Origin of the sequence: Enterobacter sp. 241F3 (assembly GCF_034106785.1) — a bacterium.
GTDB classification, from domain to species: domain Bacteria; phylum Pseudomonadota; class Gammaproteobacteria; order Enterobacterales; family Enterobacteriaceae; genus Enterobacter; species Enterobacter vonholyi.
The window spans coordinates 38312-58721 of sequence record NZ_JAWNDD010000011.1; the positions used below are offsets into that span (position 1 = coordinate 38312).

The 20410-nt window shown below is 56.0% G+C and carries 17 protein-coding genes and 4 tRNA genes; 6 read left to right on the plus strand and 15 right to left on the minus strand.

Annotated elements, in window-relative coordinates:
- Entirely contained in the window at positions 1–204 is a 204-nt protein-coding gene (lptM, locus tag UR504_RS20055) for an LPS translocon maturation chaperone LptM (RefSeq protein ID WP_024907980.1), read from the minus strand.
- Positions 205–339: 135 nt separating this feature from the next.
- Between lptM and cyaY the strand changes: the two genes are divergently transcribed.
- On the plus strand, positions 340–660 hold the full coding sequence (gene cyaY, locus UR504_RS20060) for an iron donor protein CyaY (RefSeq protein ID WP_111963531.1): 321 nt from the start codon (positions 340–342) through the stop codon (positions 658–660).
- A gap of 91 nt (positions 661–751) precedes the next feature.
- On the opposite strand, the gene cyaA is transcribed toward cyaY, so the two are convergent.
- Positions 752–3295, minus strand: a complete 2544-nt coding sequence (gene cyaA / locus UR504_RS20065) for a class I adenylate cyclase (protein WP_115877016.1) — start codon at positions 3293–3295, stop codon at positions 752–754.
- A 349-nt stretch (positions 3296–3644) separates the two neighbouring features.
- On the opposite strand from cyaA, the gene hemC reads away from it, so the two are divergent.
- The 5 genes from hemC to UR504_RS20090 all read left to right on the plus strand — a co-directional run bounded on the left by hemC (position 3645) and on the right by UR504_RS20090 (position 9126).
- Complete coding sequence (hemC, locus tag UR504_RS20070) at positions 3645–4586, plus strand: hydroxymethylbilane synthase (protein ID WP_143345649.1); 942 nt, start codon at positions 3645–3647, stop codon at positions 4584–4586.
- A complete protein-coding gene (gene hemD, locus UR504_RS20075; protein WP_302238193.1) occupies positions 4583–5323 on the plus strand; it encodes a uroporphyrinogen-III synthase in 741 nt (246 codons plus the stop codon). The genes hemC and hemD overlap by 4 nt, the downstream gene beginning before the upstream one ends.
- A 20-nt stretch (positions 5324–5343) precedes the next feature.
- Positions 5344–6540, plus strand: coding sequence for a uroporphyrinogen-III C-methyltransferase (hemX, locus tag UR504_RS20080; protein WP_302238196.1), 1197 nt, complete (start codon positions 5344–5346; stop codon positions 6538–6540).
- 2 nt (positions 6541–6542) lie between these two features.
- Positions 6543–7742 carry a protoheme IX biogenesis protein HemY gene (hemY, locus tag UR504_RS20085; protein ID WP_008501551.1) on the plus strand — a complete coding sequence of 400 codons (1200 nt, stop codon included), beginning with the start codon at positions 6543–6545 and terminating at the stop codon, positions 7740–7742.
- Between the two features lie 172 nt (positions 7743–7914).
- Complete coding sequence (locus tag UR504_RS20090) at positions 7915–9126, plus strand: MFS transporter (RefSeq protein WP_302238199.1); 1212 nt, start codon at positions 7915–7917, stop codon at positions 9124–9126.
- A gap of 506 nt (positions 9127–9632) precedes the next feature.
- Here the strand turns inward: UR504_RS20090 and UR504_RS20095 are convergent.
- From UR504_RS20095 to wecB, 13 genes are all read right to left on the minus strand, one after another.
- Positions 9633–9709, minus strand: a tRNA-Pro gene (locus UR504_RS20095).
- 45 nt (positions 9710–9754) lie between these two features.
- Positions 9755–9840: transfer RNA gene (locus UR504_RS20100), tRNA-Leu, on the minus strand.
- 22 nt (positions 9841–9862) lie between these two features.
- A tRNA-His gene (locus UR504_RS20105) sits at positions 9863–9938 on the minus strand.
- A 67-nt stretch (positions 9939–10005) separates the two neighbouring features.
- Positions 10006–10082 (minus strand) — tRNA-Arg (locus tag UR504_RS20110).
- Positions 10083–10184: 102 nt separating this feature from the next.
- Positions 10185–11570 carry a bifunctional threonine/serine APC transporter ThrP gene (thrP, locus tag UR504_RS20115; RefSeq protein WP_111963524.1) on the minus strand — a complete coding sequence of 462 codons (1386 nt, stop codon included), beginning with the start codon at positions 11568–11570 and terminating at the stop codon, positions 10185–10187.
- A 197-nt stretch (positions 11571–11767) separates the two neighbouring features.
- Entirely contained in the window at positions 11768–12508 is a 741-nt protein-coding gene (wecG, locus tag UR504_RS20120; RefSeq protein ID WP_115877011.1) for a lipopolysaccharide N-acetylmannosaminouronosyltransferase, read from the minus strand.
- Positions 12509–12520: 12 nt separating this feature from the next.
- Positions 12521–13873: an ECA oligosaccharide polymerase gene (gene wzyE / locus UR504_RS20125; protein WP_111963522.1), complete on the minus strand. Its 1353-nt coding sequence runs from the start codon at positions 13871–13873 to the stop codon at positions 12521–12523.
- The gene (locus UR504_RS20130; protein WP_271369691.1) at positions 13870–14949 is read right to left on the minus strand and encodes a TDP-N-acetylfucosamine:lipid II N-acetylfucosaminyltransferase; all 1080 of its coding nucleotides are present in this window, start codon (positions 14947–14949) and stop codon (positions 13870–13872) included. The genes wzyE and UR504_RS20130 overlap by 4 nt, the downstream gene beginning before the upstream one ends.
- Positions 14946–16196: a lipid III flippase WzxE gene (wzxE, locus tag UR504_RS20135; RefSeq protein WP_111963520.1), complete on the minus strand. Its 1251-nt coding sequence runs from the start codon at positions 16194–16196 to the stop codon at positions 14946–14948. Before wzxE ends, UR504_RS20130 begins: the two co-directional genes overlap by 4 nt.
- A 1-nt stretch (position 16197) precedes the next feature.
- Positions 16198–17328 (minus strand): dTDP-4-amino-4,6-dideoxygalactose transaminase, encoded by a 1131-nt coding sequence (gene rffA / locus UR504_RS20140; protein ID WP_023309640.1) that lies wholly within the window; start codon positions 17326–17328, stop codon positions 16198–16200.
- 4 nt (positions 17329–17332) lie between these two features.
- Positions 17333–18010 (minus strand): dTDP-4-amino-4,6-dideoxy-D-galactose acyltransferase, encoded by a 678-nt coding sequence (gene rffC / locus UR504_RS20145; RefSeq protein WP_302238208.1) that lies wholly within the window; start codon positions 18008–18010, stop codon positions 17333–17335.
- Complete coding sequence (gene wecC / locus UR504_RS20150) at positions 18007–19269, minus strand: UDP-N-acetyl-D-mannosamine dehydrogenase (protein WP_302238211.1); 1263 nt, start codon at positions 19267–19269, stop codon at positions 18007–18009. Before wecC ends, rffC begins: the two co-directional genes overlap by 4 nt.
- Positions 19266–20396, minus strand: coding sequence for a non-hydrolyzing UDP-N-acetylglucosamine 2-epimerase (gene wecB, locus UR504_RS20155; RefSeq protein WP_115877005.1), 1131 nt, complete (start codon positions 20394–20396; stop codon positions 19266–19268). The genes wecC and wecB overlap by 4 nt, the downstream gene beginning before the upstream one ends.
- Positions 20397–20410: the final 14 nt, after the last annotated feature.

A 20410-nucleotide genomic window follows, 5' to 3' on the forward strand; every position in this document is an offset into this window, starting at 1 on the left:
TCAGAGATTAACCTGAGTCGGGCCACCGTTGTCGCCACGGTCGTTAGTATTTGGCGTGGTAGACTCAATGCCGCTGTTAACCGGTTTCGTCGGCGGCGGCGCGGTTTTATCCGCAGGCGGAAAGTACAGTGGTCCCTTCAGTCCGCAGCCAGTCAGGCTAAACAGCGTGATGAGAACGGCAAGCGTTCGGAAAGCGTTTTTCATTATAAAGTTGCCCGTAAGTTCAAATCTGTTTCTATCATCGCAGGAGAAGACACAAAAGCAAGAGTTTGCCGCTTTCCTGCAACGGGAATTATTTAGGGTTATACTGCCGGCATCACGAAAAACAGGAACAAAACCATGAACGACAGTGAATTCCATCGCCTTGCCGACAACCTGTGGATGACCATCGAAGAGCGTCTTGACGACTGGGACGGTGACAGCGATATCGATTGTGAAATCAACGGCGGCATTCTGACCCTGAGCTTCGAAAATGGCAGCAAAATTATTATTAACCGCCAGGAGCCGCTTCACCAGGTGTGGCTGGCCGCTAAACAGGGCGGCTATCATTTCGATCTGAAAGACGGGGAATGGGTTTGCGACCGTAGCGGCGTACCGTTCTGGGATCTGCTGGAGCAGGCGGCGACCGCGCAGGCGGGTGAGAACGTGAGTTTCAGGTAGTTTTCTTGCCCGGTGGCGGCTGCGCCTTACCGGGCCTACAACGGCTAGAACCGTAGGCCGGGTAAACGTAAGCGCCACCCGGCGAAAAGGCTCAGGAGAAATACTGCTGCAACAGCGGGGCGGTGTCCTGATTGGCAGGCGCTGCAGGCGTGACGGATTGGGTGCGGAACGGAATCACCTGCGTACGGCCGTCGACGTTCACAATCTGGTAGAACTGCGGCAGGTTAAAGTTGATAAAGCTTGAGCCGTAGGTAAAGCGGTCATGCGAAGAGGAGTAGAAGCGGCTGACGTCGCGCACCAGCTCCTCTTTACTGCCTTCACAATGGTGATACACCTCGGCGCGGTTAGTCTCATCCAGAATGTAGATGTTGAATCCGGCATCGTCGCCCGACTCTTCAAAGAAGAACTGAATAATCCCTTCACTGGCGAATCCGTCCACCACCTGCGGGAGCTTAACGTGGTTGGTTTCCACCTGCACCGACAGGCCATGCAGCTTGTTGTGTGAAATCGCGCCGTAAAACTCGATGGCGTTTTCCAGCTTCTGTACCGACACGTTCAGGCGCTCGAAGAACAGTCCCCAGGTCTGACCGGAGACGCGCAGCGCTTTAAATCGGCCTGTTTCCTGACGGGTACTGGAGAGACGCAGTTCGATACACTCAGAAACCAGCTGCTGCACGCGGGTGCGAATTAAACCGCGCAGGTGCTGGCTGTAGCAGAACACTTCCACGCTGTCCGGCGGCGCGGCATCCTGGTGCATCTTGCCAAGAATGGTTTTCAGCGCTTCGATCATTGCCTGCTCGCCGTTGAAGTGCAGGGTACGCACTTCGTTCCACGAGTTGCGGTACAACAGATCGACACTGCCTACCAGGCAGTTTTGCTGCTCGCCAAAGCTAAAGACGTCCAGCTTGCGGAAGTCAAAGTGAACCACCTGATTGCGGAAGGCCGCCGTCGGGTCGTATTCCAGGTTGACGATAATCGCCAGATGGCGAATCTCACACGGGCTGTAGAGCGCTTTCGGCGTAGGGGCAGGCAGACGCAGCGGGAAGTGGTGCGATACATCCGTGACCATCTCCTGCAGCTTAGCAAGATCAACCACCTCGTTGCCTTTGATAAACAGGCGCGTGCGCGAGGTCAGCAGACCGTTAAACCAGGCCCAGGCCACCAGCTTGTTCAGGTAGCGGTTATACTCCAGCGGCTGATGGCTGATAATTGAATCCATGCTTGGCGCACGGTTGTAAAGATACCACCCGGTGCGGTTTGCACGGCCCGGCGGCACAAAGATAAAGGTCAGATTCGGTTCAGACAGGTCTGGCGAAATCTGCGGGTTAACCAGGGTAACTTTACCCGGCAGCGCTTCAAACGCGGCGTAAAGCTTACGGGTCAATACCCCGATGTCCTGCGGGCTGGCAGAAACGCTGAGGTTGTTACGGCGCGCAAAGCGGATCAGGTTACGGTAGCTTTGCATCATCGCATCGAGCAGTTCGTTGTGCGCTTCACGCACCTGATCGATTTTCCAGTTGGCCCGGTTATCGAGCATGGACAGACGCGCTTCGTCCCATCCCCACTCTTTCACTAACTGGCTGACCACTTCACGACGCCAGCCCACGCAGGCGCGTTCGCGGCTCAATTTCTCACAGACTTTGAGATAGAAACATCGACGCACCAGGTCAAGACGCGTGGTGTCATCGATGGCTTTCAGGTACTCGGTTACGCGCTCCAGCATCATGCAGTAGGCGTCCAGCCCGAAGGAGACGATTTCCCCGTCGTGCAGACGCTGCTTGATATCTTTCGCCAGCAGGCGCGGCGTAGGGTATTCCCAGGAATAGGCTTCCAGCAGCAGCGTTTTCAGCACCGCTTTATACGGTGAGTCGATACTCTTATAGAGCTGCCAGAGGCTTGCGCCAAAATACTCTTCTGCTGACAGAGAGCTGAGGCCGCCGAGATCCAGCCATTCGTTTGGCGTCAGTACGCCCTGCGCGTAAAGCGACATGACGTAGTCATCGTAATGCTCTTCTTCTTCGCACGGGACCATATTCCACAGAATACGCTTCCCGGCCAGACGCACAGCAGTACGGTAGAATTCATCCAGCAATAAGATGTGCTGAGTCGAGCCGCAGTCCTCACCACCCAGACTGCCGCTTTCGTTATGGCGGAAACGGTTTTCATCAATCAGGAAGAAGCTCACTTCCACGCCGAGCGAGGCCGCCCAGCTCTCCAGCAGGCTGCATTTACGCTGCAGTAGCTGACGCTCGTCGTTATCGAGCCAGGACTGATGACAGACCCAGATGTCCAGGTCCGAAGAACAGCTTTGCCCTACCGATGAGGTGCTCCCCATTGAGTAAACGCCGGTAATAGGCAGTTCACCTTTTGGAGATTCCTGTGGCGGCATGCCGCGGTAAAGTTCCAGCTCGTTCAGATAATGCTGTTGGGTTTCATCAGGCGTGAAAAGGCAAATGCCCTGGGGAACGTTACCGTCAAGGTAGCCAGGCATCAGCGGATGGTGATAGTGCAATAATGTCGGCAGCAGACTGTATACCTGCTGGAAAGCAGGGCCCATGGCAGCAAGCGCGCGATCCACACGCAGTTGATTTATGGCATCCAGTCTCTGTTTCAGAGTCTCAATATAGAGGTACAAGACGTATCGCCTGATGTTTCCGGGTGTCGCAAGCTATTCAAAACACGAGTAACAGCGGACCCGCAGTATTTCAAAAAGATAACCGTTACCCTTTTTCGCCCTTATCATTTTTGGTGGTACCGACGAAAAAATGGTCTAAAACGTGATCAATTTAACACCTTGCCGGTTGACCGTAAAGAAAGATGCGCTACATACAAGTGTAGCACCGTTCTGTACGTGTAAATTCCTGAATACGGCTCTGGCTGACGAATACGCCGCCTTGTCCCTCTCACGCTCATCAACCGTAAAACTGCCATCCCAGAGTCAACAATGTTAGGATGGTTAGCGATTGATAATGACGGTAACAAGCATGTTAGACAATGTTTTGAGAATTGCCACACGCCAAAGCCCTCTCGCGCTCTGGCAGGCACATTATGTGAAGCAGCGCCTGGAAGCCTGCCACAGTGGATTGCGCGTCGAGCTGGTGCCGATGGTCACACGCGGTGACGTGATCCTCGATACGCCCCTGGCGAAAGTGGGCGGCAAAGGCCTGTTTGTCAAAGAACTGGAACTGGCATTGCTTGAGAACCGCGCCGATATCGCCGTACATTCGATGAAAGACGTGCCCGTCGAGTTCCCGGAAGGGCTGGGACTGGTGACCATCTGCGAGCGCGAAGATCCGCGCGATGCGTTTGTCTCCAACCACTACGACTCGCTCGACGCGCTGCCGGAGGGTAGCGTGGTTGGCACGTCCAGTTTACGCCGTCAGTGTCAGCTGGCGGAGCGTCGTCCTGACCTGATCATCCGCTCACTGCGCGGTAACGTCGGCACGCGTCTGGGCAAGCTGGATAACGGCGATTACGATGCCATTATCCTCGCCGTTGCCGGTCTGAAGCGTCTGGGGCTGGAGTCGCGCATTCGCGTGGCGTTGCCGCCAGAGCTGTCGCTGCCGGCCGTGGGCCAGGGTGCAGTCGGCATCGAGTGCCGCCTGAACGATGCGCGTACCCGCGAACTGCTCGCACCGCTGAACCATGACGAGACCGCTACCCGCGTAAAAGCGGAACGGGCGATGAATACCCGCCTCGAAGGCGGGTGCCAGGTTCCAATTGGCAGCTATGCTGAATTGACGAATGGCGAACTGTGGCTGCGCGCGCTGGTGGGCGCCCCGGACGGTTCGCAGATGGTACGCGGCGAACGTCGCGGTAAAGCGCAAGATGCCGAGCAGCTTGGCGTGTCGCTGGCGGAAGAGCTACTGGATAACGGCGCCCGCGAGATTCTGGCTGACGTTTACAACGGAGAACCCCCTGCATGAGTATTCTCGTCACCCGCCCTTCTCCCGCAGGAGAGCAGTTAGTGAGCCGTCTGCGCGCACTGGGGCAGGTGGCCTGGAGTTTTCCTCTCATTGAATTCTCCCCCGGTCGGGAGCTCTCTGCGCTCGCCGACCAGATGAATACCCTTCAGGAAGGTGACCTGCTGTTTGCGCTGTCGCAACATGCCGTGGAATTTGCCCACGCTCAGCTGCAGCAGCAGGACCTGGCCTGGCCAGCCGCCCCCCGCTATTTCGCGATTGGCCGAACAACGGCACTGGCGCTGCATACAGTAAGCAGCGCGGACGTTCGTTACCCGTTAGATCGGGAAATCAGTGAAGTCTTGCTACAATTACCTGAATTACAAACTATTGCCGGAAAGCGTGCGCTCATTTTGCGCGGCAACGGTGGCCGCGAGCTGCTGGGTGAAACGCTGCGTGAACGTGGTGCCGACGTAACGTTCGTTGAGTGCTATCAGCGCTGTGCAAAACACTACGATGGCGCGGAAGAGGCGATGCGCTGGCACGCGCGCGGCATTAATACGCTGGTGGTCACCAGCGGTGAAATGTTACAACAGCTTTGGTCGCTGATACCGCTTTGGTATCGCGAAAACTGGTTACTCCGCTGTCGGCTTCTGGTCGTCAGTGAGCGTCTGGCGAACCAGGCCCGGGAACTGGGCTGGCAGGATATTCGGATCGCTGATAACGCCGACAACGATGCGCTGCTGCGCGCATTACAATAACTCTCAAATGGGAAGCCATAATGACGGAACACGACAAATCCTCCGCCGTGGTTGAAGAGACCAGGGAGACTGTGGAGACGACGCCACAGCCAGAGACGACTGAGAAAACCGCTGAGAAGAAAAACAGCAGCAACAAAACGAGCCTCGCGCTGAGCGCGATTGCCATCGCCATTGCGCTGGCAGCGGGGGGTGGCCTGTACGGGCTGGTGAAACAACAGAGCGCTAACCAGACGTCCACCAGCGACGCGCTGGTGAATCAGCTCACTGCCCTGCAAAAAGAGCAGGAGACGCAGAAAACCGAGCTGGAAGCCGTGATTAAGCAGCAGGCCGCCGCGCTTGCCGAAGCGAACGGTAAACAGGAAGAGCTGACTAAACAGCTGGGTGAAGTACAGCAGAAAGTCGCCACGATTTCCGGCACCGATGCCAAAACCTGGCTGCTCTCGCAGGCCGACTTCCTGGTGAAGCTCGCCGGACGTAAGCTCTGGAGCGACCAGGACGTGACCACCGCCGCCGCACTGCTGAAAAGCGCCGATGCAAGCCTGGCCGACATGAACGATCCAAGCCTTATCACCGCCCGTCGCGCGATAACCGAAGATATCGCCAGCCTCTCTGCCGTTTCGCAGGTGGATTACGACGGCATTATCCTCAAGGTGAACCAGCTTTCGAATCAGATTGATAACCTGCAGCTGGCGGATAATAACGACGACGACTCCCCGATGGATTCCGACGGTACCGAGCTTTCCAGCTCCCTGAGCGAATGGCGCATAAACCTGCAAAAAAGCTGGCAGAACTTTATGGACAGCTTTATCACGATCCGCCGTCGCGACGAAACTGCCGTACCGCTGCTCGCGCCTAACCAGGACATCTATCTGCGCGAGAACATTCGTTCCCGCCTGCTGGTGGCGGCCCAGGCCGTGCCGCGTCATCAGGAAGAGACCTATAAACAGGCGCTTGATAACGTCTCAACGTGGGTACGCGCCTACTACAACACCGATGATGCGACGACCACCGCCTTCCTCGAAGACATTGATAAGTTAAGCCAGCAGAACATCACCATGAACGTGCCGGACAAGCTGGCCAGCCAGCCGATTCTGGAGAAACTGATGCAGACGCGCGTACGCAATCTTCTGGCGCAGCCGGGCGTACCTGCAGAGCAGACGAGCGGAGCGGCACCTGCTCCGGCTGCTGCGCCTGAAAGCGCACCGCAAGGAGAGTAATGATGCTAAAAGTTCTCTTACTCTTCATCCTGCTGATCGCCGGGATCGTCCTCGGGCCTATGCTTGCGGGTCATCAGGGTTACGTCCTGATCCAGACCGATAACTACAACATTGAAACCAGCGTAACGGGTCTGACGATCATTCTGATCCTCGGCGTGGTGGTGCTATTTGCGATCGAGTGGATCCTGCGCCGTATTTTCCGTACCGGTGCCCATACGCGCGGCTGGTTCGTTGGCCGTAAGCGCCGCCGCGCCCGTAAACAGACCGAGCAGGCGCTGCTTAAGCTCGCCGAGGGTGACTATCAGCAGGTTGAAAAGCTGATGTCGAAAAACGCCGACCACGCCGAACAGCCGGTAGTGAACTATCTGCTGGCGGCCGAAGCGGCGCAGCAGCGCGGTGATGAAGCCCGCGCTAATCAGCACCTGGAGCGGGCGGCTGAGCTGGCTCACGGCGACCCGATTCCGGTGGAAATCACGCGCGTTCGTCTGCAGCTGGCACGCAATGAGAATCACGCTGCTCGCCACGGTATCGACCGTCTCCTGGAAGTCGCGCCACGTCATCCGGAAGTGCTGCGTCTTGCCGAGCAGGCCTATATTCGTACCGGCGCCTGGGGTTCACTGCTGGACATCATTCCGTCGATGGCGAAGGCCGAGGTAGGCGACGATGAACATCGTGACGAGCTTCAGCGTCTGGCGTGGATTGGCCTGATGGATCAGGCGCGCGCTGACCTGGGCAGCGACGGTCTGAAAACGTGGTGGAAGAATCAGAGCCGTAAAACGCGCCAGCAGGTTCCTCTGCAGGTGGCAATGGCGGAACACCTCATTGAGTGTGACGATCACGACACGGCTCAGGAGATCCTCCTCGACGGTCTGAAGCGCCAGTACGACGATCGCCTGGTGATGGTAATCCCGCGCCTGAAAACCAACAATCCTGAGCAAATAGAAAAAGTGCTGCGCCAGCAGATTAAAACCGTTGGTGACCGCCCGCTGCTGTGGAGCACGCTTGGCCAGTCGTTGATGAAGCACGGCGAATGGCAGGAGGCAAGCCTCGCCTTTCGCGCGGCGCTGAAGCAGCGTCCGGATGCCTTCGACTACGCGTGGCTTGCCGATACGCTGGACAAGCAGCATAAGCCGGAAGAGGCGGCCGCCATGCGCCGTGATGGGCTGTTGCTGACGCTGCAAAATAACGGTACGCAGCAGTAATTCATCAGGAGGCCAGATGGCCTCCTTTTTTTATCGCATTTCTCCTGCTACATTCTTTACACCCGCATCCGCAAACGAACCCGCCAATGTAACGATGTCTTTTCATTAACTTTTTTTCACACACGCGCACTTTCTGCAGCGTGGACTAAATCGTTTTTGAAAGGAAATCGTCATGAACTCGCTTTTATATGCGCTTATTGAAGCGCTGCGCTGCCACCGCTGGCTGCGCCTGCTTGCCTGTGCTTTTATCTTTTCTTCGCTGGGGAATGGCTTAACCCAGGTCGTGGTCTTCGGCTTGCTGTTAGCGTGGTCAGCTCCGCCCGGTCTGCTCACACTCGCTTTTCTTTTCGCTACGATACCGGGATTTATCGGCAGTACGATCGGCGAAAAGCTGTGCTCACGCTGTTCTCCGATATCCCTGCTGATACTGACCGAAGGGCTGGGCCTGCTCGCCCTGCTCTTTCCCCTGCTTGGCGTGGGTTACCACAGCGTTGCCGCATTGCTCGCTGTGCAATCCACCGAGGCGATGCTCAGCGGGATGAGCTGGCCCGCGCTGACGTTGCTCTTTAAGCGCGGTCTCAGCGAAGCAGAGCTGCCTGCTGCAACCTGTCTGGAAAATGTGATTTTTGCTTCGCAGGTATTATTAGGGACAGGCCTGGGCGTGGTGCTGTTCCAGAAGACGTCCGTGTTTACCCTGCTGGCCATTGATGCCGCCAGCTTTCTCGGATCACTGCTCATGCTATGGCTGGCTGGACGCCGGTTTTCTGCGCCTTCACTCCAGCCTCTCGAGGAAGAGGAAGCCCCTGCGGCATTATGCTGGAGGACGTTGACCGTTCGGCAGAAACGCAGTCTGCTCATCCTGCCGTCGCTGGCGGCCGTTGGCTCACCGGCCATGGCGCTGCTTCCGGCCCTGGCACAGCAAATCCATCCTCAGGATGCGGCGGGTCTTGCCCTGCCTCTGCTTTTTGCAAGGAGCATGGGACAGCTTTGCGGCCCCATGCTGCTAAAAAAAGAGAGTCTGACGCGCTTCGCCGCTCGCACACCGCGCATCATCTTTTGTCTGGGCATCTTTCTGGCCGCTTATGGAACGCTACCGTTGTTGTCCGGGTGGATGGCATGTGCGCTGGGGGCGATCTTTATCGCGCATCTGGCTTCGAATATTCTGTTCGCGGCCGGGACGTTTGGCGTTCTCAGTAGTTTTCATATTACGCAAACCGCGTCAGCCAGTGGGAAAGCCTGGCGCTGGCAAACGCTCAGCGCCTCTCTCTTCACCGGCATTGCAGCGGCAGTGGCTGCCGGGTTTGGCTCAGTAGCGGCACTCTATGCTGTCTCCGCAACGGCTCTGGTGATGGTTGCCCTGATCGTGCGCCGGTATCGGGAATAAGGCATAAAAAAACGCCTGCTATAAAAGCAGGCGTTAAAACAGGTCTGTAAGACAACATATTTGGTGCTTCACTCAACGTTGTGTCCATGGTGTCTGATGAGGCCGAAGCGACATCTGTCAGTGGACGATAAGCACCGTAAATGGCTCTGCGTCATTCCTGAGTTTATGAGGCACTAAGGCGAACATAAGAGATGGAATGAGCATCTACACGCATATTATTGCACGTAACGTGCCAACATGACAGCCAGAACTTTTACATAACGCAACATTTTAAGATAAAAGGAAATTATGCTGCTAAGCGCCGTTTTAAGCTCTAAAACGTATCGGGAAAAGGCGGGCATATGTCGCCAGGAGGAGACAGCAAAACCCATAAATGGTTTTTTATCTAACTTTCAATGAGTTGCATGTCGCTGGATTGCGACAACGAAAAGGACATTGTTGGGGAATGACTACAGGGATGAAGAATCTCAGAAAACAAAAAACCCCGCCGAAGCGGGGTTCAAAATTGGTCGGCGAGAGAGGATTCGAACCTCCGACCCACTGGTCCCAAACCAGTTGCGCTACCAAGCTGCGCTACTCGCCGATGTACTGCTTTTTGAATTTTTAGTTCAATTCATTTAAAAAGTCGTGGTGCGAGGGGGGGGACTCGAACCCCCACATCCAAAGGACACTAACACCTGAAGCTAGCGCGTCTACCAATTCCGCCACCTTCGCAATTCACAACTCTTTCAAATAATGGGGTGGCTAATGGGATTCGAACCCACGACAACTGGAATCACAATCCAGGGCTCTACCAACTGAGCTATAGCCACCACTGTATTCTTTCACGCGGTACTGACTACTTCTCAGACCACCGCAGCTCTAGCGCCGGGACTAAAATGGCGCGCCCGACAGGATTCGAACCTGAGACCTCTGCCTCCGGAGGGCAGCGCTCTATCCAGCTGAGCTACGGGCGCTTAGCGCCGTTGCGGGGCTGGATATTACGTACCTCCGTCCCCGCTGTCTAGTGCTTTTTTGAAAAAAATGCGCGTTTGGTTATGGTTTGCACATTTTGCCGTTTATTCCTCCACTTTCTGCGTGGTGGCACGGCGACCCAGGCCAAAAAGCTTATATGCGGCCGTCACAGCCGCCAGGAAGATCACCCCGACAAACAGCGACATGCGGGTATCTTCATTAAAGTACATCCCGATTAATACGCAAATCAGGAACGCCATCGTCAAATAGTTCGCATACGGGAACAGAATTGAGCGGAACGGATGGCTTTCAATCGCTTTTTTATGCGCATGACGGAAACGCAGCTGGCTGATGAGGATAACAAACCACGGCACCATGCCCGGCAGCACGCTGGCGCTGTAAACGTAAACGAACACGCGCTGCGGGTTAGGAATAATGTAATTCAGGCAAGAGCCAATCAGCAGTATTGCAATGGAAACCGCCACACCCGCCACCGGCACGCCGGCACGTGAAACTTTACTCATCACCGCAGGCAGCTGGTTATTCTTCGAAAGCGCATAGAGCATACGCCCACAGCTGTACATCCCACTGTTACAGCCTGACAACGCTGCCGTCAGGACCACAAAGTTGATGATACCCGCCGCTGCCGTGATGCCAATTTTGGCAAAGGTTAAAACAAACGGGCTACCCGTCGTGCCAATTTCGTTCCACGGGAAGATGGTCACGATAACGAAGATCGCGCCCACATAGAAAATCAGGATACGCCACAGCACTTTGCCCACCGCGCTACGCAGCGTGACCTGCGGGTTTTTCGCTTCACCGGCGGTAATACCGATCAGCTCCACGCCCTGATACGAGGCCACAACGATACACAGCGCCGTCAGGAAGCCCTTCCAGCCGCCGGCAAAGAAGCCGCCGTTTTCGGTCAGATTGCCAAAGCCGATAGCGTGTCCACCGTTGCCAAAGCCGAAGAAAATCACGCCCAGGCCGACGACAATCATTACGATAATCGTGGTGACTTTAATCATTGCGAACCAGAACTCAATCTCACCGTAAAGGCGCACGGCAGCCAGGTTTGCCAGCGCCACCAGCCCCACGGCGATGAGCGCGGGAATCCACTGGACCATGTCAGGGAACCAGAACTGGACGTAAACCCCTATCGCAGTGATCTCTGAGATCCCCACCGCCATCCACATAAACCAGTATGACCAGGCCGTCAGGTAGCCGAAGAACGGGCTCATATAACGATGCGCGTAAACGGCGAAGGAGCCGGTTACCGGCTCCAGGAAGAGCATTTCGCCCATGGAACGCATGATGAAGAAAACAAACAGCCCGGCAATTATGTAAGCCAGTAATACGGAAGGGCCTGCCCATTTGAGCGTGCTTGCGGAGCCCATAAACAGGCCCACGCCGATAGTGCCGCCCAGCGCTATCAGTTCAATATGACGAGCTTCCAGCCCACGCTGTAGCTCCGGTTTTTTCTCTGCCATAGATCCTCGATTGTGTTTGCTGTTTCCCGGCTTAATACCGGGTATTGTTTTTTAGGGGTACTAAAATACGGAGCGAATGGTTTCTTAAAATCTGCCAAATGGCAAACGATGCATTAAAAAAATGAATGCATTGCACAGATTATCAGCAGTTTTGCAGGCGAGTTGCAGCGCGAATAGCATATCGCGCTACATTTTGATTACATTTTCCCGGTGTAATGCCAGGCGAGGTAGCGAAGCAGACGGATCTGTCGTTTAATGCGCGTCGGTTGCGATAGCAGACGGTACAGCCACTCCAGCCCCAGATTTTGCCATACCTTGGGCGCACGCTTAACGTGGCCGGTAAAGACGTCGTACGTACCGCCGACGCCCATGTAGAGGGCATCCGGACAGACCAGACGGCAGTCGCGCATCAGGATCTCCTGGCGCGGGGAGCCCATCGCCACGGTGACAATCTTCGCCCCGCTGTCACGAACGCGCTCAAACAGAGCCTGCCGATCTTCCGGTTTGAAGTAACCATCCTGACTGCCGACAATATTAACATTCCATTGACGACGCAGTTTCTCCTCCGTCTGGGCCAGTATCTCCGGCTTCCCGCCAATCAGGAACACGGGCGTGCCCTGTTCACCTGCGCGGGCCATAAGCTGCTCCCAGAGATCGGCCCCCGCCACGCGAGATACATTAGCGTCAGGATACTTTTTACGGATAGAGCGGACCACGCTGATCCCGTCCGCGTATTTAAATTCCGCCGCTTCAATCAGGCTTTTGACTTCCGCGTTATCCTCAACCGCCAGCATTTTTTCCGCGTTGATCGCCACCAGCGTACCGGATTTCATCTGGCCGTCGGCGAAAAGAAAGTCCAGCGCGTGCTGCATGTCGCGCCAGCCAATAAGCTGCAGGCCACGTAGCGCATAGCGCGGTGCAGAAATTTTATCAGTCATTACTATCCTTACTCAGACTTGCGACAGCGTTGTGCTGCCCTGCCGCTCGCGCCTGTGCACAAGCCCTGCGCTGTCAAACAGCCAGTACAGCAGTTTGGCCAGTAACAGGCAGAGGCCGAAAACAACCATGAAGAACACCACGCGCGAAACGAACGAGTCCAGCCCTTCGCGCGCCAGAACGATCATATTGAAAATGGCACCAAAGCAGAAACTGTGCAAAATGGCGGCCTTATAGCGGTTGGTCTCTTCGTTGCCACGCACGTAAAGCCAGTCGAACCACTTGATAATCAGCCCCACGGCAACCGCCCCGGGGAGAATGAACCACGCTCCTCCCATCACCACCAGGGAACCAATCAGCGTTGGCGAGATTGCCAGACCAGAATGGTTGTTCAGCACTTCCCAGGTAAAGTAATTTGCCGTGTTAAGCACCACGCCAGGCCGGTCCGGCCATAGCCAGGAAGGGATAAATACGTAGAAGTCGCGAACAATCGGCGCCAGCCCCTGGAAATCAATCTTGTCGTAGTTTTGCAGCAGCAACGCCAGGTTTTCCCACGGCGAGAAGGTATCGCGCGTCAGGTAAAGGAACGTGTAAAACGCCTCATCTCCCGCCACGTTCATTCCATAGCGCTTTAGCGCCAGCCAGAACATACCCACAATGCCAAACGCGCCTGCCGCAACCAGCATCCACAATGAGATCCAGCCGCGGATGATGCCGATAAACAGGAAGATCGCGAAGGCGATGATGATGTTCGCGCGCGTGCCGCCCACGATCATGTAGGTCAGGATGCCAAACGCGACGGTGCTAACCAGGAAGAACAGCCACGCTTTGCTGTCCTGGCGCAGGAAGAAGATCACCAGCATCGCCGGGATGAAGAAGTAGAAGAAACGCTTAAGCGCCACGCCCGAAACCTCGGCCGAAAAAATCTGGCTGTAGGAGTGGAGCTTAAACAGCAGGAAGCCGTTATGCATGAAGAAGATGCCGACGCTGACCAGGGCGATGGTCATCAGCATCACCCACGTCAGGTGGGTCTCCACCCTATTCATGGTAAAGAGCGCCCGACGCGGGGCAGCTGTCTGCGCTGAACGCAGACGCGTTTTATAGGTGACGTAATAGACGGCATAGAAGCAGGTTGCCGCCAGAAGCGCCTGGAGCAGGATTTCCGGCGGCGCGACGCTCACGTCAAAACGGAATACCAGAATGCTGGTTAGCGGGAAGCCGAAAAAGAAGGTCAGCAGAAACAGTAACGAGAAGAACACGTTAAAGTTGAAGCGCACCCGGCGGAATTCAAACCAGGTAAGCGTGGCGATAAACAGGGTGCTCAGAAGCCAGACAATCAGTAAGCCGCTGAATTGCAACTGACTCATACTTTGTCTCCTGAAGCGATACGCAGCGCGCGGTGCCACGGCGTGAGGTAATTCGGGCTGAAAAAATCAATGCTATTTTTATCCACCAGCGTGAGCTGGCGTTGGGCTTCCCGTACCACCTCGACGTTCAGCGTGTCTGAGGTAAACAGCACGGGAATATGCTGCTCGGCCATGTCCTGCCAGAACGGGTTCTCGCGGTTTAGCACGCACGGTACCCCCGCCTGAATCAGCAGACATAGGGTGCCAATCCCCTGCTGTCGGGCAAAGATGAAATAGCCGAGATCGCATTTTCTCAGCAGCGCGAGATATTCCTCAAATTCCAGCTTATCGCTGAGAATGTGCAGATTTTCTGCGCTAAACAGCGCAAGCCCCTGTCGGCGAACCTCATCTATGTAAGCGTCGTTATTGGCGGGATAACCCATCGGCACCACCACGTTCACCGTGTCGCCGAACTGCTGATGCACCGCCCTGAGCGCCGCGACGTGTTCGTTACTACGATCGCCGGAATTCCCCACCAGGATCGTTAGTTTGCCTTCACGCACCGTGTCATTCGCCATGGCGTTAAGCGCCGGATCCATGCGGGTGGGGAAATAAAGCAACTCGCCGCGCACGTTGGGGTGCTGTTTAGCAAAATAGTTGAGATCGCCGCGGGTAGCAAAAACGCAGCCCACGCGCCCCTGCGCCATGCGGCGCAACGGATAGAAAAGACGGAATTTCCAGCCTCGGGAGACTTCGTAGAGATCGGCTCCCCAGATATGCCAGCTGCACTGGGAGGGTTTAATTCCCCCGCTGAGAAGCGCCAGCCACAGGCCGGTATTAAACTGTCCGTGGAAGAAGAATCGTTGCTCGCGGTCGGCTTTCGCTTTGGCGACAACCGCCTTCGCCAGCGTGGCCTTATCCGGCCAAAAGCGAATCGTCAGCGCCTGAAACGCCTCGCTCAGGCCCTTATCCTGACCTGCAACCATAAACTCACGCGCATCTGGATTACCCGATGCCAGCTCGTCGTTGAAAAACCGCAAAACGGTCTGGTTATGGTGTGGGATGTCCGATCCCAGGATGTGAATCAGTGCAGTCATGCGCGTTTACGCCACAATAAAAATACGCCGCAACAGGCAGCGAAATAAACGATATAGGTTGCCATGTAGGCCTGAGCCGCCCCCAGCGCGCCGTGCATGGGTATCAGCCAGTGCGAAAATGCTGTCAGTAACGCAAACTGGCTAATTTCCGCCAGGATATACAGCCGCAGGGACGCTTTTGCAATCACCAGGTAGCCGAAAACGTATGCACCCACTTTCAGCACATCCCCCACCAGCTGCCAGGCAAAGAGATCGCGCATGGCGATGAATTTCGCCGAGAACAGCAGCCAGATGGCGACATCGCGCAGTAGCCAGACGGTAAAGCTGGCAGCCGCGACGGCCGGTAACACAAAGCGCAGCGATCGGAAAATCTCGCGCGTTATTTCCTGTCTGGACGTCAGTCGCGATAAGGTTGGCAGCAGGTAAACGCTAAAGGAAGCCGTAATAAACTGGAGATAGGCGTCGGAAATACTGCTTACGCCCTGCCAGATCCCGACCTCATCCCAGCTATAATGCGCTGCCAGCAGGTTTCGCATCATCACGTAGGCCACCGGCAGCGTGACGGAGGTAATGAGCGCCATCAGGGTAAATTTACCCAGCTGGCTGGCAAGGACCTTGTCCCATTGCGGTTTCAGGTAGCTAAGAGGGATGACGCCCCGGCGCATCAGCATAAATGCCGCAGGCACAACCACCAGCGCCGGGACCAGCGCAAGCCCCAGCAGTGCGCCTTCATAGCCGCCCAGGCGATAGCAAAAGTAATAGGCAATCACGCCGATGACGCTGCCCAGGATTAACGCAAGCGCGTTTCCGGCAGCATCACGAAACCCTTTCATCAGCGCCAGCAGCAGGTTAGCCCAGGCAATCCCCATCTGAACCAATGCGACCAGACGCACCAGCCCCTGGTAATGGGTGTGCCCGAACAATCCCTGGCTGATGGGTGCCGCCGCCAGCAGAAAGACAATCGCCATCAGGGTTGAAAAACCCGTGACCATAGCCGAAGAGGTGCCCACCACTCTGCGCAGCTGAGCCGCATCATCGTGATACTGCGCAACGTATTTGGTCACGCCGTTGAAGATACCGGCACCGGCCAGCACACCAAGGACGGTGATAAGCTGACGGAAATTACCCGCCAGCCCCACACCAGAGGGGCCAAATGAGACGGCCAGCAGCTTGACGACCAACAGCCCGGCGCCAATTTTTACAAGCGTGGACGCGGCGGTCCACACCGATGCTTTTGCCAGAGACATATCAGCCGAAATAACTCAGAAGGGTATTAATCACCGTACGCTGGTTAACGGGCGCGAGGTTGTAGAACAGTGGCAGGCGAAGCAAACGCTCACTTTCTTTAGTGGTGTAGCGGTCTTCACCCGCAAACGTGCCAAACGCTTCGCCGGCCGGACTGGAGTGCAGCGGGATATAGTGGAACACCGCCATAATTTCGGCCTCTTTCAGCCAGGCGATGAGCTCGCTGCGGTCGTCGTTATCGCGCAGCTTGATGTAGAACATATGCGCGTTGTGGACGCAATCTGCCGGGATGGTTGGCAGTTCAATACGCCCGGCTTTTGCCAGAGGCTCAAGCGCATCGTAATAGGTTTGCCACAGGGAAAGACGCTGAAGGTTGATTCGCTCCGCCGCTTCCAGCTGCGCCCACAGGTACGCAGCCTGCAGATCCGCCATCAAATAGCTGGAGCCGATATCGCGCCAGGTGTATTTGTCTACCTGCCCCCGGAAGAACTGGCTGCGGTTAGTGCCTTTTTCGCGGATCACTTCTGCACGCTCCACGAGAGCCCGGTCGTTAATCAGCGTCGCGCCACCTTCTCCGCCCGCCGTGTAGTTTTTGGTTTCGTGGAAGCTAAAGCAGCCAATGTGGCCGATAGTGCCCAGCGCGCGTCCCTTGTAGGTGGACATCACGCCCTGCGCGGCATCTTCCACCACGAACAGATTATGTTTTTTGGCGATGGCCATGATGGTGTCCATTTCACAGGCCACGCCCGCGTAGTGAACCGGCACGATCGCGCGCGTTTTGTCAGTGATCGCTGCTTCAATCAGCGTCTCATCAATGTTCATGGTATCCGGGCGGATATCCACAAAAACAATTTTCGCCCCGCGCAGGACAAAAGCATTCGCCGTGGAAACGAAGGTATAGCTCGGCATAATCACTTCATCACCGGGCTGGATATCCAGCAGCAGTGCCGCCATTTCCAGCGATGCCGTACAGGACGGGGTCAGCAGCACTTTGGCGCTGCGAAAACGCTGTTCCATCCACTGCTGACAGCGCCGGGTGAAACCGCCGTCACCACAGAGTTTGCCGCTGCCCATAGCAGACTGCATATAGTCGAGTTCAGTTCCGACAACGGGTGGTGCGTTAAATGGAATCATCTTGTCACCTGTATAACCAGTAGGCGGTGGCGTCGATGTTGGCACCACTCGCAATATAACGTTTAAGCGCCGCGGTGTTGCCCAGTTGGGTCGCTACCCGCAGCGTCACTAGCTGTTGCTGTTGCGACCAGTGCAGCGCCGCCTGCATGAGTTTTTCACCCATGCCGCGCCCGGCTAATAAGCCAATACGCGCCTCGCGCTCGTTGAGCTTACGCAGCGAGACGAACCCCTTGATTTGACCGTCTCCTGCACGGAAAACCAGGCAGACGTGGTCAAAGGTGCCTTTAACCGCATTCTCTACCCACTGGGCATAGAAACGCCCGCTATCGTCAGGTGCATACCAGGGCGCACGAAAGCGGCTCTGCGCAAACGCCTGGGTCGCCATCTGACGCAGCACGGGGATGTCCTGATCGGTTGCAATTTCCGCGCCTGACGCATCGTGCCGGGTGAGGGTTATGGAAAAGTCTACCTCACCTTCAACCAGCTGAAAGCCGTGTTGCTGGAGCGCGTCAAGCAGATCGGCTCGCTCCGCCGGGATCTTAGCCTGCACCCGTTGCCAGGCGGTAAAATCTGGTTCAGTCAGTACCGGCGCGTCATTGCTCAGACGCACGATGGCCGACGGCAGACTGAAAAAGGTACTCTCCCACTGCAGGGGCTCGAGTACCCCGTTCAGGCTGTTCAACGCCAGACACCTTTGGTATCAACTACATACTGCTGACGCACCGCATCAGCGGATGTCGCTTTAAACTCTTTGTGATCCACCAGCAGCACCAGCACGTCCGCCGTCGCGAGCGCTTCATCCAGCGCCGTCAGCGTGCAGTGCCCCGCCAGTTTTGTCGGCAATTCATGGATATTCGGCTCAACCACCAGCGTTTCCCCCTTGTGCCATCCGGCAATCATCTCAGCAATTTCCATCGCCGGGCTTTCACGCAGATCGTCAATGTTGGGTTTGAATGCCAGACCGAAACAGGCAATTTTCAGCTCGCTGGCGCGCTTGCCGCTCTCTGCCAGACAATCCGCTACCGTGGTTTTGACCTGATTGAGCACCCAGTGAGGTTTGCTGTCGTTCACTTCACGCGCGGTGCGAATCAGGCGCGCCTGCGCTGGATTCTGCGCCACGATAAACCACGGGTCGACGGCAATACAGTGTCCGCCCACCCCCGGGCCTGGCTGGAGAATATTCACACGCGGATGGCGATTAGCCAGGCTAATCAGCTCCCAGACGTTAATTCCCTGATCGGCGCAGATGAGTGAAAGTTCGTTCGCAAAGGCAATATTCACGTCACGGAAGCTGTTTTCCGTCAGCTTGCACATCTCGGCGGTGCGGGAGTTTGTCACCACGCACTCGCCTTCCAGGAAAATCTTATACAGCGCGCTGGCACGTTCGGAACAGACTGGCGTCATACCGCCAATGACGCGGTCGTTTTTAATCAGTTCGACCATGACCTGGCCCGGGAGTACGCGCTCCGGGCAGTAGGCGATGTTGATATCCGCCTGCTCGCCAACCTGCTGTGGGAAGCTCAGGTCTGGACGGGCCTCTGCCAGCCACTGCGACATCTGTTCAGTCGCCCCCACCGGAGACGTGGACTCGAGGATTACCAACGCCCCTTTTTTCAGCACAGGCGCGATTGATTTTGCCGCCGCCTCGACGAACGCCATGTCGGGCTCGTGGTCGCCTTTAAAGGGGGTTGGGACTGCAATTAGATAGGCATCCGCTTCAACGGGCGTCGTGCTGGCATGCAGGAAGCCTCCTTCCACCGCCTCTTTCACCACACGATCCAGATCGGGTTCCACAATATGAATTTCGCCACGGTTAATGGTTTCTACCGCGCGGGCGTTAATATCCACACCGACAACCTGTTTTTGACGAGAGGCAAACGCGGCCGCAGTAGGCAAGCCGATGTAGCCAAGACCAATGACAGAGATGGTAGTAAAACTCATAGCGATACCCGATTGTGTTTAAGTGCATGCAAAATACGGCCACAAGCCTGCCCGTCTCCATACGGATTATGGGCCCGGCTCATCGCCTGATACGCTTCATCGTCATGCAGCAGGCGCGTGACCTCTTCGACGATGAGCTGCGCGTTGGTGCCGACCAGACGCACCGTACCGGCTTTGACGGCTTCCGGACGTTCGGTCGTTTCACGCATCACCAGTACCGGCTTGCCGAGAGAGGGCGCTTCTTCCTGAATGCCGCCGGAATCGGTGAGGATCAGCCAGGCGTGATTCATTAGCCAGACAAACGGCATGTAGTCCTGCGGTTCAATCAGTAGAACATTGTCGACATGGCCCAGAATGCGATTAACCGGCTCGCTGACGTTAGGATTGAGATGGACCGGATAGACAATTTGCACATCGTCATTTTCCGCAGCGATTTCAGCCAGCGCGTGACAGATTTGCTCAAAACCCCGGCCAAAGCTTTCGCGACGGTGGCCGGTGACCAGGATGGTTTTTTTGCCGTTGTGCAGGAATGGATAGCGGGCAGCGAGGTCTTTCTGAAGATCGCTATTTGCCAGAACGCGGTCACGCACCCAAATTAACGCATCAATGACCGTATTGCCTGTCACAAAGATTTTGTTATCGGCGATATTTTCACGCAGCAGGTTCTGACGAGAATTTTCCGTTGGCGCAAAGTGGTACATCGCCAGATGGCCCGTTAACGTGCGGTTGGCCTCCTCCGGCCACGGCGAATAAAGATTGCCGGTACGCAAACCCGCCTCAACATGCCCCACAGGAATTCGCTGGTAAAACGCGGCCAGGCTTGTCGCCACGGTAGTGGTGGTGTCACCGTGTACCAGCACCACGTCAGGCTTGAATGACTCCAGGATCGGCTTAAGCTCTTGCAGAATGCGACAGGTTATCTCCGTTAAACCTTGCCCCGGTTTCATAATATTGAGGTCGTAATCCGGGACGATGGAAAAGAGCGTTAAGACCTGGTCGAGCATCTCACGGTGCTGGGCCGTGACGCAGACTTTTGCTTCAATATCCGGATCGCTGGCCAGCGCATGAACCAGAGGTGCCATCTTAATGGCCTCCGGCCTGGTGCCAAATACGGTTAGTACTTTCACATCGATTCTCTTCG